Source organism: Brevundimonas sp. UBA7664, assembly GCF_002483305.1.
Classification (GTDB): Bacteria; Pseudomonadota; Alphaproteobacteria; order Caulobacterales; family Caulobacteraceae; genus Brevundimonas.
In genome coordinates, this window is sequence record NZ_DLHQ01000045.1 from 45,283 (window position 1) to 59,931 (window position 14,649).

A 14,649-nucleotide genomic window follows, 5' to 3' on the forward strand; every position below is an offset into this window, starting at 1 on the left:
CCTGAAAAGCTCGCGTCAGGCTGGACAGAACTGGGTCCCGGCTTTCGCCGGGATGAGCGGAAATTATAGAGGCTTCACCCGGTTCACATGGCCCATCTTGCGGCCGGGACGGGCCTCGGCCTTGCCGTAGAGATGCAGGCGCGCGTCGGCCTTCGGCGCCAGCGTCTTCCACTGATCCACCTCGTCGCCGAGCAGATTGGTCATCTCCACCCGCGTATGGGCCGCGGTCGGGCCCAGCGGCCAGCCGGCGATGGCGCGGATATGCTGTTCGAACTGGTCGCAGACGCAGCCGTCCTGGGTCCAGTGGCCGGTGTTGTGGACGCGCGGCGCGATCTCATTGACCAGCAGCTTGCCCTCGCCGAGATCGAACAGCTCGACGCCGAGCACGCCGACGTAGTCGAGGCCTTCGAGGATGGCTTTGGCGATCGCCTTCGCCCGCTTCTCCGTCCTCGCGTCGACGGCGGCGGGGGCGACGGTGGTCTTCAGCACCCCGCCCTTGTGGATGTTCTCGCCCAGCGGATAGACGGCGATCTTGCCGTCCCGGCCGCGCGCGGCGATCACGGACAGCTCGCGGACGAAGTCGGCCCGGGCTTCGAGGATGGCGGGTTGCTTGCCGATGGCGTGCCAGGCGTCGGCGGCCATCTTCGCCGAGCGGACCCAGATCTGGCCCTTGCCGTCATAGCCCTCGCGCCGGGTCTTCAGCAGGGCCGGCGCGCCGAGGCGGTCGAGGGCGGCCAGCAGGTCGTCGAGGCTGTCGACGGCGGCGAAATCGACGGTCGTCGCGCCGACGCCGTTGAGGAAGGTCTTTTCGTCGACCCGGTCCTGGGCCACGGCGAGGGCCATGGGGCCGGGCGCGACGACGGCGCCGCCCTCGACCAGACGCTCGACCGAGGCGGCGGGCACATTCTCGAACTCGAAGGTCACGGCCTGGCACGTCCGGCCCAGCACGCCCAGCGCCGTCGGATTGTCATAGGCGGCGACGATCTGGCCCTGGGACACGCGCCCGGCGGGGCTGTTCTCCTCCGGGTCGAGGATGACGACGTTGAAGCCGAGGCGCGAGGCGGCCTGGCTGAGCATCCGCCCCAGCTGGCCGCCGCCGAGGATGCCGAGGGTCGAACCGGGAGGCAGGGGCGGACCGGCCACTCAGTCCTCGACCGTCTCGTGCACGGCCTCGGTCTGGGCCTCGCGGAAGGCCTGGAGCCGGCCGGCGAGAACCGGGTCCGACAGGGCCAGGATCTGGGCCGCCAGGATGCCGGCGTTCTTCGCGCCCGGCTCGCCGATGGCCAGGGTCGCGACGGGCACGCCGCCCGGCATCTGGACGATCGACAGCAGGCTGTCCATGCCCTTGAGCGCTTTCGACTCCACCGGTACGCCGAGCACCGGCAGTTCGGTCATCGAGGCGGTCATGCCGGGCAGGTGGGCCGCCCCGCCGGCGCCGGCGATGATCACCTTGATGCCGGCCGCCCGGGCCCCGGTGGCGAAGTCGAACAGGCGTCTGGGGGTGCGGTGGGCGCTGACCACCCGGGCCTCCCAGGCCACGCCCAGCCGGTCGAGGGCGTCGGCGGCGTGCTTCATCGTCGGCCAGTCCGAGCGGCTGCCCATGATGATGGCCACGGGTGGGGTCGCGGTCGTCATGAGTCGTGAGCCCTTTTCGACGAAAGCGGCGCGATACAGGACTCGCGTTGCGCCCGCAACCGACGGCGTTAGGCTCACCGGTGGCCGGACGCGCTGAGTCGCCGGCCGGGGAGCCACCTTCGCTCGTGACCGACGCGGCCGTCATCGACCCCCATGCCGAGATCGAGCGCCTGCGCGCCGAGGTCGAGGCCCTGCGCCTGCGCGCCGAGGCCGCCGAGGCCGCGGCCGATCACGATGTGCTGACGCCGGCCCTGAACCGGCGCGGCTTCGTCGCCGCCATGCGCAGCGCCATGGCGTTCTGCCAGCGCCACGAGGTGCCGGCGGTGCTGCTGTATCTCGATCTGGACGGCTTCAAGGGCGTCAACGACACCCTGGGCCACGCCGCCGGAGACGCCGCCCTGGTGCAGGTGGCCGAGCTGTTGCGGTCCAATCTGCGCGAGTCGGACGCGGTCGGCCGGCTGGGCGGCGACGAGTTCGCCCTGCTGATGCTGAACGCCGGGCTCGACGAAGGCCGCGACAAGGCCCGCAAGCTGGCCGCGGCGCTGGAGGCGGACGGCTTCGTCTGGGCCGGCGAACAGGCGCCGCTGGGCGGCTCGTTCGGCGTCCGCGCCTTCGCCGCCCACACCGATCCCGAGGTCTGGCTGGCCGAGGCCGACGCGGCGATGTGGGTCAGGAAAAAGGGCCGCTGATCCCGCTCAGGCGATGATGTCCGGCAGGATCCGGTCCTCGATCTTGGTGATCTCGTCGCGCAGCAACAGCTTCTTGCGCTTCAGCCGGGCGATCATCAGCTGGTCCGGCACCGGCATCCGGCCCAGCGCCTCGATCGAGGCGTCGAGGTCGGCGTGCTCGAGCTGAAGCACCTTGAGCCGGGCGTGAAGCGCCAGCTCTTCTTCGGTCAGAAAGGGTTCGTCGTCGTTCATGGGAGGCCCTGATGGGGGATCATACTGTGCGTCGCGTCAGGCCGGAAGGCGGTCGGCCAGCCGAACCAGGCCGGCGCGCGGCGTCATCGGCGACCAGACCCGGGCGGCGGCGACCAATGTATTGAGCGGCGGCTGCGGCGGGCCGGAGGGGGCGGGAGCGAGAGCTTCCAGGGCCGTCAACAGGCGGCGCTCCGCCTCCAGCTCCACCGCCTTGACCTGGGCCCGCACGGCCTCGCGGTCGACGTCGTCCAGGTCGGGCGCGCGGGGCTTCAGCGCCCGGCGGACGGCCCGCAGCGGCGCGATGGCCGTCTCCTGCCAGGCCCGGGCGGTGTCGCCGGCGGCTTCGAGGGCGTCCTCGTCCGGGGCGCGTCCCTCGGCGGCGCACCAGGCGGCCCAGAGCAGCAGGGGCACGTTCTGACCCGCGGCGTCCTGAAGCTCCAGACAGGCGTCGGCGACCCCGTCGGCGGCGTAGGCCTTCAACGCCCAGTCCCACAGGCTCATTCCGGCGAAGGTCCCTTGAGCCCGTCCCAGCGCCGCACCGCCGACCAGTCGAGGCCGAACAGGTCCAGCGCCCGGCCGACGGACTGATCGACCATCTCGGAGATCGAGGCCGGCTTGGCATAGAAGGCGGGCAGGGGCGGGGCGATGATTGCGCCCATCTCGGCCAGCGCCGTCATGGTGCGCAGATGGCCCAGGTGCAGCGGCGTCTCGCGCACCATCAGCACCAGCGGCCGCCGCTCCTTCAGCACCACGTCGGCGGCGCGGGTCAGAAGGGTGGAGGTCACCCCGGTGGCGATCTCGCTCATGGTGCGGACCGAACAGGGGGCGATGATCATCCCCATGGTCCGGAACGATCCCGAGGCGATCGAGGCGCCGACGTCGTTGAGCCGGTGCGACACGTCGGCGCGGCCCATCAGGTCGTCGGCGGAAAGGTCGGTCTCCTGCGACAGGGTCAGCAGGGCCGCGCGGGTGACGACCAGATGGCTTTCGACGCCCAGTTCGCGCAGGGCGTCCAGCACCCGGACGCCGTAAGTGACGCCGGAGGCTCCGGAAATTCCGACGATCAATCTGGAAGGGGTCGAGCCGGAAGGGTTCCGTACGGCTCTGTTCACATCTTCGGCCAATTCGGGCTCCAGGGTGGTCCGTATCAGGACGGTCGGCAGTTCACTGGAATGTGATTCTACAGCCGGTCAGACCCGGCGCTGACTGTACTGGTCCCTTAGACATGGAGGCGCAAGCCATGACCATCGAAGCTCGTATCCGCGAACTGGGAAACCGTCATCGCAACCTGGATGAGACCATCCGGAGGGAGATCACGCACCCGGCCACGGACTCGCTTCGCGTGAGGGAGCTCAAGCAACAGAAGCTCCGGCTCAAGGAACAGATCACCAGCCTGGAGGCCCGAGCGCATTAGCGACGGTCTCCCGCAATGAACAACGGCCCCGGGAGCGATCCCGGGGCCGTTTTTCTTGTCCGTCGGTCGGGGCTCAGTCCTTGGAGCCGAACACCGAGGCGGCGGTCGGCTCGGCGCCGCGGCGTTCGCGGGCTTCCGGCACGAACTCCTCTTCAGCCGGTTCGGCCGGTGCGTCGACGGCCTGCAGGGTGGCGCCGCCCTTTTTGGCGTCGTCCTTCGCCTTCTTGTCGGCGGCCTTCCGGACCAGTTCGTCCAGCGCCAGTTGGCCAACCAGGCCCAGGGTCACCGGATCGACCGGCTTGATGTTGGGGCTGTTCCAGTGGGTGCGATTGCGCACGCTCTCGATGGTCGACTTGGTGGTGCCGAGCATCTTGGCGATCTGGGCGTCGGTCACCTCGGGGTGGTTGCGGACGAACCACATGATGGCGTCCGGGCGATCCTGGCGGCGCGAGACGGGCGTGTATTTCGGCGGCGCCTTGTGCACCTTCAGCAGTTCGGCGTGGCGGCTGACCACGGCCTGCATGCGGTAGGCGTCGTCGTTCTGGGCCTTGTCGAGTTCCTCGCGGGTCAGCTGGCCGTTGACCAGCGGATCGGCGCCGCGGATGTCGCGCGCCACGTCGCCGTCGGCGATGCCGCGCACTTCCAGCGGGTGCAGGCCGCAGAAATCGGCGATCTGCTCGAAGGTCAGGGAGGTGTTGTCGACCAGCCAGACCGCGGTGGCCTTGGGCATCAGGATGTCGGTCATGGGGGCATTCCGGTTCTTGTTCGAGCCCGAAAACCGGGCTCTGGATACGACGGCGCCCGGCCTTTCGACCGGGCGTTGATGTTGGCGATATAGTCTCATTCGCCGGAAAAGAAAACGGAAGCCGACAAGCCTATACAGCCAAGGTTCATCCAGTCCGGTGAACACTGCTCCCACAGACGCGTTGTGCGAACTGACAACTCCCGGAGGGACTTCCATGTTGATCGAAATGCTGGCCGCTGTGGCGGCCGTCTCGGGCGGCGCTTCCGCGGCGCAGGATGGGCAACTGGGGGCCCGGGTCGCGCCGCGCGGCGACTATCGCGAAAGCTGCAGCGGAGAATACGTCAATCGCGGGCGGCTCTATGCCGACTGCCGAAATGACCGGGGGCGCATTCGCGGCACCTCGATCGAGTTGAACCGCTGCACCGCCTACGAGATTCGCAACGACAACGGCCTGCTGGTCTGCGGACCGAACCGCGGCCAGTTCGAGGATCGTCCCGGCGGCGGCGGCGGCGGCGGATGGCCGGGGCCCGGCGGCGGCGGGAACGGCCGGGAGATCGTGGTCTATCGTGATGACGGCTTCCAGGGCACGTCCCGGTCGTTCGACGGGGCGATCTCCGATCTGCGCAGTTCGGGCATGAACGATACGATCAGCTCGATGCGGATGCGCGGGCAATGGACCGCCTGCACCGATGCGAATTTCCAGGGTCAGTGCCAGACCTTCTCCGGCGATGTCACCAGTCTTCGGGCGGTGGGCATGAACGATCGCATCTCGTCGCTGCGCCCCGGCCGTTTCGACGGCGGCAACGGCGGCGGCGGTGGCGGCGGCGGCTGGGGGAATGCCTCGATCACGGTCTTCGTCGACGTCCTGTACCGCGGCGGATCCGACACATTCACCCGCGAGGTGCCCGATCTCCGCAGCAGCGGCATGAACGATCGCATCAGCTCGATGCGGCTCCGCGGCGCCTGGGAGGTCTGCACGGACTCCTGGTTCCGGGGCCGGTGTGAAATCATCCGCGAGGACACCTGGAACCTCGAACAACGGCAGCTGAACGACACCATTTCGTCGATACGGCCGATCCGCTAGGGCCGCGAAGACGGGTGGGCGGCCACCCGCTTCAGACCGTCAGCACGATCTTGCCGACATGGCCGCCCGCCTCCAGCCGGACGTGGGCGGTCAAGGCCTGTTCCAGCGGGAAGGCGGCCTCGACCGGCGGGCGCACCGCGCCGGAAGCGACCCACGGCCAGGCCGTCGCCTCCACGGCGGCGATCAGACGCGCCTTTTCGTCGGCCGGACGGGCGCGCAGGGTCGAGCCGGTCAGGACGATCCGCTTCATCATCAGCCGGGCCAGATCGACCTGGGCCAGGGCGCCGGACTGGGTGGCGATCACCACCCAGCGGCCGAAGGCGTTTAGCGCGACCTGGTTGAGGGCGGCGTAGTCGGCCCCGACCATGTCCAGCACCACATCGGTCCCGCCGAAGGCCGCGATCGCCGCCGCCATGTCGTCGACCAAAGCATCGAGGCTGAGGTCGGCGCCCAGCCGCCGGGCGGCCTCGGCCTTCGCCGCGCCCCGCGAGGTGGCGATGACGCGCGCGCCGGCGGCCCGGGCCATCTGGATGGCGGTGACGCCGATGCCGCTGGTCGCGCCGTGGACCAGCAGGGTTTCACCCGCCTTCAACGCCCCGGCCTCGAAGACATTGGCGAAGACGGTGCACACGGTTTCGGGCAGGGCGGCGGCCTGGATGAAATCCATGTCGCCGGGGACGGGCAGGGCGTGGCGCGCGTCGACGACAGCCCGTTCGGCATAGCCGCCGCCGCCCAGCAGGGCGCAGACGCGGTCTCCGACAGACCAGCGCGCGACGCCCGCCCCGATCTGGTCCACCTCGCCCGCGACCTCGAGACCCAGGATGTCCGAGGCGCCCGGCGGGGCCGGATAGCGGCCCAGGCGCTGCAGGATGTCGGGCCGGTTGACCCCGGCGGCGTGGACGCGGATGCGGATATGGCCCGGTCCGGCGACCGGATCCGGACGCTCGGCCAGGACCAGGGACTCCGCGGGGCCGGAGCCACCCGTGATCTCGACTACGCGCATTCACCCTGCCTCGTTCTTGCAATCGTCCGTGTCCGGGCGTTGAAATAGGCGGTTGAAGGTCGGTTGGCCACGGAGGAGGCGGTCATGTTCGAGGATCTGGAGCCCCGTCCGGCGCGCGGCGCGCCGCTGATCGCCCTGACGCGCGAGGACCTGGACGGCTATTCGGTCGAGGACCTGAAGCAGCGGATCGCCGGGCTGCAGGCCGAGATCGATCGCTCCAACGCCGCGATCGAAGGCAAGTCGTCGCAGCGCAATGCCGCCGATGCCATGTTCAACTTTCGTTCGTAACCCTGTCGGTTCCGGTCTGGCATGGCCGTTGCACACGGTGGAAGCGCCGCGCCATGCCGTGCCGGTCGTGATACGGATGCGCCTGTTCCATGAGTCTGGTTGAGTTCATGTCTGTCGACGACACCCTGCCTCCGCCCACAGGGCGCAGCCGCGCCGCAGTCGTGGATGATTTTGCGCGTTCGGAGCTGTTCGACCGCACCTTCCATGAGGGGATGGAACTGGTCGAGGAGACCGCCGCCTATCTGGACGGCGACGGGCGCCGGGAATCCAAGCTGCTGTCGCGATCGACGGCCCTGGCCTATGCCGGCGAGAGCATGAAGCTGACCACCCGGCTGATGCAGATCGCCTCCTGGCTGCTGGTGCAGCGGGCGGTGCGCGAGGGCGACATGACGGCGACGGCGGCCTGCGAGCCGCGCTATCGCCTGGCGGACCGACCGGCGGCGGGCGAGCCCAGCCACCCGGAACTGCCCATCGCCCTGGTCGAATATCTGGTCCGCACCGACAAGCTGTACGACCGGGTCCTCCATCTCGACCGCCGCATGTATCTCGACGAGCCCGAGGAGGATGCGGTCAATCCGGTCCAGAGCCAGCTGGATCGGCTGACGGCGGCGTTCAGGACCTGAACCGCCGCCCTACGGCCCGACGTCGTTGGCCACCCGCGCCCCGTCATCGACCGCCTTGGGCAGGCTGAGGGCGATGCCGAGGGCCTCGGCCAGCTTGGCGTCACGCTCATAGACATCCTCGCGGAAGGCGACGCGGCCCTGACCGTCGACGAAGGCGGTCCAGTACAGCAGGCGGACGCTGATCTCGCGGCCGGTCTGGATGCGCTTGGTCTCGCGCGAGTCCTGGGCCGCGTCGAACTGGGCCAGCAGGGTGGGATCAGGCGACAGCAGCAGGCGGGCGAAGTCGACGGCGCCCTGGACCCGGACGCAGCCGTGGCTGCGCTGGCGCATGGCGAGGTTGAACGCCGCCTTGGACGGGGTGTCGTGCAGGAAGATGGCGTAGCTGTCGCGCAGTTCGAACTTCACATAGCCGAGGGCCGCGGTCGGGCCAGCGCGCTGGATGACCGTGCCGTTGGAGATGTACATGTTCTGGCTGGCCAGATAGCCGGGGCCGCGCGGCAGGATCTCGTTGCGGGCGATCGAGGCCGGGACATACCAGGGCGGATTGGCCACGACTGAGGCGAACGGCTTTTCGAGGCTGGGCGTCTGGTTGCTGGGCGAGCCGACGACGACCCGGTTGGAGTGAACCGGGCGACCGTCCTTCCAGTAGACCATGATGGCGGCGGCGGTGTTGACCTCGATCCGCTCCGGCGCGACCTCGCGCTTCAGCCAGCGGCGGCGTTCGAGGTTGAGGGCGATCTGACGGGCGCGGTCCTCGGCCGAGGCGGACAGCGAACGCTGGCTGCCCGTGCCGATGCGGCCGTCGGCCACGAGACCGTGTCGGGTCTGGAAGCCGCGCACGGCGGCCTGGAGTTCGGCACCATAGACGATGCCCATCGCGGTCAGGCGGGCGCCGTCGGCGGCGGACAGGTCGCCCTCGGCGACGAGACGCTGGATCAGGACGGGAATGCGGGCGTCGCTCATGTCCGGCTCGATGGTCGGACCCTGACGGAAGGTCGGCCAGCCGCCGTCGCGGATCAGCCGGCGGTAGCGCACATAGCCGGCGGACAGGTTGGAATAGCCGATGTCGGTCGGGGCAAGGCCCTCGAACCAGTCGACCAGACGGTTCTGGGCGAGGGCGTCGTTCATGCCGAGGGGCAGATCGACCCGGTTCTTCTGCATCTCCCACAGGTCTTCGACGGTCTCGGGCCGGACGCGGCCCTCGGCGAGAACGCGACCGTAGCCCAGGGCGGCGGCGGTGGTCCGCATCTCGGCGGCGTCGGGGAGGGAGGCGAGGGCCTCGAAATCGAAATAGTCGCCCTGCGACAGGCCGTGGCGTTCGGCCCGGCCCGCGGCGGCCTGAAGCGTGCGCAGGCGTTCGGGCGTCCAGACGGGACGCCAGCCGTTCAGTTCATAGAAGGCCCGCACGTCGGGCTGGATCGTGGCGGGCAGGCGGGCCAGCTGATCATTGAATCCATCATAGAAGGCGACGGCGCCGGGATCGCGGGTCTGGGCCTGGGCCGCAAAACCCATGGCCGACGCGAAGGCCGATACAGCCGCCCCAAGTCCCAACTGCCGTCGATTCATCGTCAAGGTCTCTTCGCCCCATCGATGCGGAACAAAACGTCCACGCCCCGAAATGCCAACGCCGCCATGTTATCGGCGTTCCAGGCAAACAGAAAGGCGCCGGTCCGGAGACCGACGCCTTTGTGGTCGTCTTGTCGCAGGGTGTGGCCCGAAAGCCCGGCCCGCGCGAGCAGGCCTACTTCTTGATGAAGCCGGCGAACTTGTTGTTGAAGCGCGAAACGCGACCGCCGCGGTCCATCAGGTGGGCGTTGCCGCCGGTCCAGGCCGGGTGGGTCAGCGGATCGATGTCCAGGTTCAGGACGGCGCCTTCCTTCTGGTAGGTCGAGCGCGTCTGGTAGGTCGTACCATCGGTCATCGTCACGGTGATGAAGTGGTAGTCGGGGTGCGTATCCGCCTTCATGGTCCTGGTCCGGTCTCTGCGCGTTGACGATGCCGACCGTCGGAGCGCGAAAATGAGAAACCCGCCGGAGGACGGCGGGAATGAGCGGCGGCGTTTACACCGGGGGCCGTTCCGGGGCAAGAGGCCCGCGCCATGACCGATGCAACCGCCCATACCGACCCCGCCGCAGCCGACATCCGGGGGCGGCCGGGCGCGGGCGCCCTGCTGGCCGAACAGATGGGCGAGGCCGGCGAACGCCGGGAGCGGCGCCGCGATGTCCGGCCGCTGGGACGGTTGCTGCCCTATGCGATGCGGCACAAGGGCCATCTGGCGATGGCGGGGTTGTGGCTGATGATGTCCACGGCGGCGTCCCTGGCCCTGACGGCCTCGGCGCGGGGCGCCATCGACAACGGTTTCGAGAACGACGGCGCGCAGTTGAACCTGTGGTTTCTGCTGCTGGGCGCCAACGCCCTGTTTCTGGGGTTCGCGACGGCGGTCCGCTATTATTTCGTCACCAAGACCGGCGAGCGGGTCATCGCCGACCTGCGCAAGGGGCTGTTCGGGCGGATTCTGACGCTGGACCCGGCCTTCTACGCCTCGATGCGGACCGGCGAGGTGCTGTCGCGACTGACCACCGACATCGCCCTGGTCGAGACGTTGCTGACCACTTCGGTGTCGTTCGCCGTCAGGAATTTCCTGACCCTGGTCGGCGGAACGGTGCTGCTGTTCGTGGTCAGTCCGAAGCTGACCGGCCTGGTGCTGCTGGTCGTGCCGGTGTTGCTGGGGCCGATCTTCCTGTTCGGCCGGACGGTGCGCAAGCTGACGGTCGCCTCCCAGGACCGGTTCGCCAACGCCGTGGGGTTCGCGGGCGAGAGCGTCGACGCGATCGAGACGGTGCAGGCCTTCGGTCGCGAAGCCAGCGCCATCGAGCGGTTCGGCGCGGCGGTCGAGGCGGCGTTCGGCGTCTCCCTGGTGCGGATGAAGGCGCGGGCCCTGATGACCGCCATGATCATCGTGGTCATGTTCGGCGGCGTCACCCTGGTGCTGTGGCTCGGCGCGCAGGACGTGATCGCCGGACGGATGAGCCCGGGCGCCCTGTTGCAGTTCGTGCTGCTGTCGGTGTTCGCCGCGGGGGCCGTGGGCGCGCTGGGCGAGAGCTGGGGCGACGTGCAGAAGGCGGCCGGGGCGATGGAGCGGATCGACGAGCTGATGCGCGCCGAGGCGGCGATCCGGCCGCCCGAGACGCCGCGGTCCCTGCCCGAGCCGCCGACCGGCGAGGTGTCGATGTCGGCGGTGCAGTTCGCCTATCCCGGCCGGCCCGATCTGCCGGCGCTGAAGGGGTTTTCGCTGACGGTCCGGCCGGGCGAGACCGTGGCCCTGGTCGGTCCGTCGGGCGCGGGCAAGAGCACGGTCTTCCGCCTGCTGCTGCGCTTCTACGATCCGCAGTCCGGCATGGTGTCGGTCGACGGGATCGACGTCCGCGAGGCCGATCCGGTCGCGGTGCGCGGGCGGTTCGCCTGGGTGTCGCAGGAGGCGCCGCTGTTCTCGGGGTCGGCGAGCGAGAATATCCGCTTCGGCCGCGAGGCCGCCAGCGACGAGGAGATTCGCGCCGCCGCCGAGGAGGCCCAGGCCCTGGGCTTCGTCGAGGCGTTGCCGGAGGGGTTCGACACGCCGCTGGGCGAGCGCGGCAAGAGCCTGTCGGGCGGCCAGCGCCAGCGGATGGCCATCGCCCGGGCGCTGGTCCGGGACGCGCCGATCCTGCTGCTGGACGAGGCGACCTCGGCGCTGGACGCCGAGAATGAGCGGCTGGTGCAGGCCGCGCTCGATCAGGCCATGCAGGGCCGGACCACCATCGTCATCGCCCACCGCCTGGCCACGGTGCTGCGCGCCGACCGCATCGTGGTGATGGAGGACGGCCGGGTGGTGCAGGAAGGCACGCACCAGTCGCTGATGGCCCAGGGCGGCCTTTACGCCCGGCTGGCCGAGCTGCAGTTCCGCGCCGACTAGGCTTCACTCCAGTTCGGCGGCGATCCGGTCGGCCAGGACCCTCAGGGCGGCGGGCTCCGCCATCGGCGCATGACCGTGGCCCTTCATCGGCCGGTCGGCCCAGCGCGGGACGATGTGGAAATGCAGGTGGAAGACGGTCTGGCCGCCCGCCTCGCCGTTGAACTGCAGGATCTGGAAGCCGTCGGGCGACAGAGCCTTTTCGACGGCGCGGGCCGTGCGCTGGACGGCGGCGGTGATGCGGGCGAGGGCTTCGGGCTCGATCTCCAGAAGGGAGGGGGCGGTGGAGGTCTTCGAAATCACCAGCACATGGCCTTCCGACTGGGGGAAGACATCCATGAAGGCGAGGACGTGCTCGTCCTCCCAGACGGTCACCGAGGGGATGTCGCCGCGCAGAATCTTCGCGAAGATATTGTCGGGATCGTAGGTCAGGTGAAGGCTCATCGCGGACTCCGTGGCTCGGCGGCATCGTAGCAACCGGCGGTGAAAACGGGGAGCCCGGCGCGCGGTTTCGGGTTATCGTTCCGCACGAGTCGGGAGAGCGCCATGCTTCGTTTCATCGCCCAGTTTCTGGTCACCTGTTTCGGTCTGTGGCTGTCGTCGCGGGTCGTGGACGGGGTCGATTTCCTGTCCAACGGGTCGCTGCTGGCGGCGGCCCTGTTGCTGGGGATCGCCAATGCGGTGGTGCGGCCGATCCTGACCTTCGTCACCTTCCCGCTGACGATCGTCACCTTCGGCCTGTTCCTGCTGGTGGTGAACGCGGCGATGATCGGGCTGGTGGCGTCCTTCCTCGGCGGTTTCGTGGTCGACGGTCTGTGGGCCGGCATCGGCGCGGCCGTCGTCACCGGGATCGTCAGCTGGATCGCCGGCTGGTTCATCGGCGACGGGACGAAGCGCGCCGACTGAGGCATCAGCCGCCCTTCCGGAAGGGCGAGAGCTCGGCGGTCATGACGTCGATTTCTGCGGCCACGGCCGGCCGTTCGCCCTCGAGGTAGCGGGCCACGGGTTCGCGCAGGGCGGGGTCGGCGATGAAATGCGCCGAATAGACGGGGGAGGGCAGGTAGCCGCGGGCGATCTTGTGCTCGCCCTGGGCTCCGGCCTCGACGCGCGACAGGCCGCGCGAAATGGCGAACTCGATGGCCTGGTAGTAGCAGAGCTCGAAATGGAGGAAGGGGACCTCCTCCAGCGCGCCCCATTGACGGCCGTACAGGGCGTCGCGGCCGATCAGGTTGAGGGCGCCGGCGATGGGCATCTTCTGGTTATTGGGGCCGTCGCGGAAGGCCATGACCAGGGCGATGCGGTCGGCCATGGTCGCGCCGAGGCGGGTGAACAAGTCCCGCGTCAGATAGGGCCGGCCCCATTTGCGCGCGCCGGTGTCCATATAGAAGGCGAAGAAGGCGTCCCAGTGCGCCTCGGTGATGTCGGCGCCGGTCAGGACGCGGATGTCTAGGCCGGTTTGCGCCTCGCGGCGCTCGCGGCGGATGGTCTTGCGGCGGTTCGCGGACAGGGCGGCGAGGAAGTCGTCGAAGGCTTCGTACCCGTCGTTGCGCCAGACGTATTGCATGTCCTGCCGCTGCAGCAAGCCGGCCTCGCCCATGGCGTCCCATTCGGGGCGGGTCGGGAAGTTGACGTGCAGGGAGGAGACGCCGAGCCGTTCGGTCAGGGCGACCGCGCCCTGCAACAGGGCCTGACGCACCGTGGCGGCGTCGGCGTCCGGGTGAGCCAGGAAGCGGGGGCCGGTGACCGGGGTGAAGGGCACGGCGGACAGCAGTTTGGGATAGTAGCGGCCGCCGGCGCGCTCGTATGCGTCCGCCCAGCTGTGGTCGAAGACGTATTCGCCCTGGCTGTGGCCCTTGAGCCAGAGGGGCATGACGCCGAGGACGGCGCCGGTTTCGTCGCGCAGGCTCAGATGTCGGCCGGCCCAGCCCTGCTGCGGGACGGCGCTGCCGGAGGCTTCGCAGGCGTCGAGGAAGTCGAAGCTGAGGAAGGGGTCGCCGGAGGCGGCGGCGCAGGCGTCCCAGGCGTCGCGGCCGATCTCGGCGATGGTGTTGTGCACGTGAATCTGGAAGGCCGGGCTCATGCGGGCGTCCCGCGAAGCGGGCCCTGATCTTCATCGTGCGCCGGACTGGCGAGGGGAAGGTTCATCACGAAGGACACCAAGGATCACAAAGAACACGAAGGGAGTTGTGAATGGCTCCGGCCTCTTTGTGCCCTTCGTGTTTCCTTCGTGTCCTTTGTGATGAACCCGCTTCGCGGGAACGGTTGAGCAGAGGGACTCACCGCACCTCGACGATGGCGTCGACCTCGACGGCGAAGCCGAGGGGGAGTTTGTAGACGCCGACGGCGGAGCGGGCGTGGCGGCCCTTGTCGCCGAAGACCTCGACCATCAGGTCGGAACAGCCGTTGATGACGGCGGGAATGGCTTCGAAATCGCCGGCGGCCTGGACGAAGCCGCCCAGTTTGACGACGCGGACGACGCGTTCGAGGTCGCCGCCGCAGGCCGCCGAGATCTGGGCCAGCAGGTTGACGCCGCACATGCGGGCCGCGTCCTTGGCCTGTTCCGGCGAGACGTCGGCGCCGACCGTGCCCTTGATGCCGCCGGCGGCGTCGTTCGACAGCTGACCGGAGATGTGGACCAGGTTGCCGGTCTGGACGAAGGGCACATAGTTGGCCACCGCCGTTGCGGGTTCCGGCAGGCTGATGCCGAGTTCGGCGAGGCGGGCGGCGACGGTCATGGGCAGGGCTCCTGAAGGTTCGGCGGCGGTTTAGCGCGGGGAAAGGCGTGAGTCATCGCCGCTTCGGCAAAAGCGGTTGTGGGAGGCATGGCGGAGCGCCCGGGCTTCCGCCCGGAAAAGAGAGTTGAATACCGTTTCGGCGAAAGACGAACGCTCTGCGCGGCGGGTTTTCGACGCGCCGGGGCCGTCGCCTGTTGTTGGCAGGTGACCCGGTCCGCGCGCCGCGGGCAGGGACGGCGACGACCGTCTCCTG

The 14,649-nt window shown here is 69.4% G+C and carries 19 protein-coding genes; 7 read left to right on the forward strand and 12 right to left on the reverse strand.

What is annotated here, in order from left to right; genetic code table 11:
• Positions 1-63: 63 nt before the first annotated feature.
• Together B2742_RS10260 and purE are read right to left on the reverse strand one after the other, a co-directional pair.
• Positions 64-1,143: a 5-(carboxyamino)imidazole ribonucleotide synthase gene (locus B2742_RS10260; RefSeq protein WP_292065792.1), complete on the reverse strand. Its 1,080-nt coding sequence runs from the start codon at positions 1,141-1,143 to the stop codon at positions 64-66.
• The gene (gene purE, locus B2742_RS10265; protein ID WP_292065794.1) at positions 1,144-1,635 is read right to left on the reverse strand and encodes a 5-(carboxyamino)imidazole ribonucleotide mutase; all 492 of its coding nucleotides are present in this window, start codon (positions 1,633-1,635) and stop codon (positions 1,144-1,146) included. It lies immediately after the preceding gene.
• A gap of 125 nt (positions 1,636-1,760) precedes the next feature.
• On the opposite strand from purE, the gene B2742_RS10270 reads away from it, so the two are divergent.
• The gene (locus B2742_RS10270; RefSeq protein WP_292065796.1) at positions 1,761-2,324 is read left to right on the forward strand and encodes a GGDEF domain-containing protein; all 564 of its coding nucleotides are present in this window, start codon (positions 1,761-1,763) and stop codon (positions 2,322-2,324) included.
• Positions 2,325-2,330: 6 nt separating this feature from the next.
• Here B2742_RS10270 and B2742_RS10275 read toward each other — a convergent pair whose 3' ends face one another.
• Genes B2742_RS10275 through B2742_RS10285 form a run of 3 tightly spaced genes read right to left on the reverse strand, consistent with a single transcriptional unit; the run spans position 2,331 to position 3,667 of the window.
• Positions 2,331-2,555, reverse strand: coding sequence for a YdcH family protein (locus B2742_RS10275; RefSeq protein ID WP_292065798.1), 225 nt, complete (start codon positions 2,553-2,555; stop codon positions 2,331-2,333).
• A gap of 36 nt (positions 2,556-2,591) precedes the next feature.
• A complete protein-coding gene (locus tag B2742_RS10280) occupies positions 2,592-3,056 on the reverse strand; it encodes a TIGR02444 family protein (protein ID WP_292065803.1) in 465 nt (154 codons plus the stop codon).
• Positions 3,053-3,667, reverse strand: a complete 615-nt coding sequence (locus B2742_RS10285) for a UbiX family flavin prenyltransferase (RefSeq protein ID WP_292065809.1) — start codon at positions 3,665-3,667, stop codon at positions 3,053-3,055. Before B2742_RS10285 ends, B2742_RS10280 begins: the two co-directional genes overlap by 4 nt.
• Positions 3,668-3,795: 128 nt before the next feature.
• Between B2742_RS10285 and B2742_RS10290 the strand changes: the two genes are divergently transcribed.
• Positions 3,796-3,969: a YdcH family protein gene (locus tag B2742_RS10290; RefSeq protein ID WP_292065813.1), complete on the forward strand. Its 174-nt coding sequence runs from the start codon at positions 3,796-3,798 to the stop codon at positions 3,967-3,969.
• Between the two features lie 73 nt (positions 3,970-4,042).
• On the opposite strand, the gene B2742_RS10295 is transcribed toward B2742_RS10290, so the two are convergent.
• Positions 4,043-4,714, reverse strand: coding sequence for a DUF1013 domain-containing protein (locus B2742_RS10295; RefSeq protein WP_292065816.1), 672 nt, complete (start codon positions 4,712-4,714; stop codon positions 4,043-4,045).
• Between the two features lie 214 nt (positions 4,715-4,928).
• On the opposite strand from B2742_RS10295, the gene B2742_RS10300 reads away from it, so the two are divergent.
• Complete coding sequence (locus B2742_RS10300; RefSeq protein WP_292065819.1) at positions 4,929-5,798, forward strand: beta/gamma crystallin-related protein; 870 nt, start codon at positions 4,929-4,931, stop codon at positions 5,796-5,798.
• Positions 5,799-5,829: 31 nt separating this feature from the next.
• Here B2742_RS10300 and B2742_RS10305 read toward each other — a convergent pair whose 3' ends face one another.
• A complete protein-coding gene (locus B2742_RS10305) occupies positions 5,830-6,801 on the reverse strand; it encodes an NAD(P)H-quinone oxidoreductase (protein WP_292065822.1) in 972 nt (323 codons plus the stop codon).
• 84 nt (positions 6,802-6,885) lie between these two features.
• Between B2742_RS10305 and B2742_RS10310 the strand changes: the two genes are divergently transcribed.
• The gene (locus B2742_RS10310) at positions 6,886-7,089 is read left to right on the forward strand and encodes a DUF1192 domain-containing protein (RefSeq protein WP_292065826.1); all 204 of its coding nucleotides are present in this window, start codon (positions 6,886-6,888) and stop codon (positions 7,087-7,089) included.
• Between the two features lie 89 nt (positions 7,090-7,178).
• Positions 7,179-7,712 (forward strand): DUF1465 family protein, encoded by a 534-nt coding sequence (locus tag B2742_RS10315; RefSeq protein WP_414633059.1) that lies wholly within the window; start codon positions 7,179-7,181, stop codon positions 7,710-7,712.
• 9 nt (positions 7,713-7,721) lie between these two features.
• Here the strand turns inward: B2742_RS10315 and B2742_RS10320 are convergent, their stop codons facing one another.
• Both B2742_RS10320 and rpmE read right to left on the reverse strand, forming a co-directional pair.
• A complete protein-coding gene (locus B2742_RS10320; protein WP_292065829.1) occupies positions 7,722-9,278 on the reverse strand; it encodes a L,D-transpeptidase family protein in 1,557 nt (518 codons plus the stop codon).
• 175 nt (positions 9,279-9,453) lie between these two features.
• On the reverse strand, positions 9,454-9,678 hold the full coding sequence (gene rpmE / locus B2742_RS10325; protein ID WP_284222163.1) for a 50S ribosomal protein L31: 225 nt from the start codon (positions 9,676-9,678) through the stop codon (positions 9,454-9,456).
• Positions 9,679-9,810: 132 nt separating this feature from the next.
• Between rpmE and B2742_RS10330 the strand changes: the two genes are divergently transcribed.
• Positions 9,811-11,664 carry an ABC transporter transmembrane domain-containing protein gene (locus B2742_RS10330; RefSeq protein WP_292065834.1) on the forward strand — a complete coding sequence of 618 codons (1,854 nt, stop codon included), beginning with the start codon at positions 9,811-9,813 and terminating at the stop codon, positions 11,662-11,664.
• A 3-nt stretch (positions 11,665-11,667) separates the two neighbouring features.
• On the opposite strand, the gene B2742_RS10335 is transcribed toward B2742_RS10330, so the two are convergent.
• Positions 11,668-12,105, reverse strand: a complete 438-nt coding sequence (locus B2742_RS10335; protein WP_292065837.1) for an HIT family protein — start codon at positions 12,103-12,105, stop codon at positions 11,668-11,670.
• Between the two features lie 102 nt (positions 12,106-12,207).
• Between B2742_RS10335 and B2742_RS10340 the strand changes: the two genes are divergently transcribed.
• A complete protein-coding gene (locus B2742_RS10340; protein WP_292065839.1) occupies positions 12,208-12,567 on the forward strand; it encodes a phage holin family protein in 360 nt (119 codons plus the stop codon).
• A gap of 4 nt (positions 12,568-12,571) precedes the next feature.
• On the opposite strand, the gene B2742_RS10345 is transcribed toward B2742_RS10340, so the two are convergent.
• The gene (locus B2742_RS10345; RefSeq protein ID WP_292065842.1) at positions 12,572-13,741 is read right to left on the reverse strand and encodes a GNAT family N-acetyltransferase; all 1,170 of its coding nucleotides are present in this window, start codon (positions 13,739-13,741) and stop codon (positions 12,572-12,574) included.
• A gap of 196 nt (positions 13,742-13,937) precedes the next feature.
• The gene (locus B2742_RS10350; protein WP_292065845.1) at positions 13,938-14,396 is read right to left on the reverse strand and encodes a RidA family protein; all 459 of its coding nucleotides are present in this window, start codon (positions 14,394-14,396) and stop codon (positions 13,938-13,940) included.
• Positions 14,397-14,649: the final 253 nt, after the last annotated feature.

Excerpts from the sequence above, each read along its gene's own strand:
- B2742_RS10305 (WP_292065822.1), bottom strand. The coding sequence starts at position 6,801 with ATGCGCGTAGTCGAGATCACGGGTGGCTCCGGCCCCGCGGAGTCCCTG.
- B2742_RS10330 (WP_292065834.1), top strand. The coding sequence starts at position 9,811 with ATGACCGATGCAACCGCCCATACCGACCCCGCCGCAGCCGACATCCGG.
- B2742_RS10310 (WP_292065826.1), top strand. The coding sequence starts at position 6,886 with ATGTTCGAGGATCTGGAGCCCCGTCCGGCGCGCGGCGCGCCGCTGATC.
- B2742_RS10300 (WP_292065819.1), top strand. The coding sequence starts at position 4,929 with ATGTTGATCGAAATGCTGGCCGCTGTGGCGGCCGTCTCGGGCGGCGCT.
- purE (WP_292065794.1), bottom strand. The coding sequence starts at position 1,635 with ATGACGACCGCGACCCCACCCGTGGCCATCATCATGGGCAGCCGCTCG.
- rpmE (WP_284222163.1), bottom strand. The coding sequence starts at position 9,678 with ATGAAGGCGGATACGCACCCCGACTACCACTTCATCACCGTGACGATG.
- B2742_RS10350 (WP_292065845.1), bottom strand. The coding sequence starts at position 14,396 with ATGACCGTCGCCGCCCGCCTCGCCGAACTCGGCATCAGCCTGCCGGAA.
- B2742_RS10290 (WP_292065813.1), top strand. The coding sequence starts at position 3,796 with ATGACCATCGAAGCTCGTATCCGCGAACTGGGAAACCGTCATCGCAAC.
- B2742_RS10340 (WP_292065839.1), top strand. The coding sequence starts at position 12,208 with ATGCTTCGTTTCATCGCCCAGTTTCTGGTCACCTGTTTCGGTCTGTGG.
- B2742_RS10275 (WP_292065798.1), bottom strand. The coding sequence starts at position 2,555 with ATGAACGACGACGAACCCTTTCTGACCGAAGAAGAGCTGGCGCTTCAC.
- B2742_RS10335 (WP_292065837.1), bottom strand. The coding sequence starts at position 12,105 with ATGAGCCTTCACCTGACCTACGATCCCGACAATATCTTCGCGAAGATT.
- B2742_RS10295 (WP_292065816.1), bottom strand. The coding sequence starts at position 4,714 with ATGACCGACATCCTGATGCCCAAGGCCACCGCGGTCTGGCTGGTCGAC.
- B2742_RS10315 (WP_414633059.1), top strand. The coding sequence starts at position 7,179 with ATGAGTCTGGTTGAGTTCATGTCTGTCGACGACACCCTGCCTCCGCCC.
- B2742_RS10345 (WP_292065842.1), bottom strand. The coding sequence starts at position 13,741 with ATGAGCCCGGCCTTCCAGATTCACGTGCACAACACCATCGCCGAGATC.
- B2742_RS10280 (WP_292065803.1), bottom strand. The coding sequence starts at position 3,056 with ATGAGCCTGTGGGACTGGGCGTTGAAGGCCTACGCCGCCGACGGGGTC.
- B2742_RS10320 (WP_292065829.1), bottom strand. The coding sequence starts at position 9,278 with ATGAATCGACGGCAGTTGGGACTTGGGGCGGCTGTATCGGCCTTCGCG.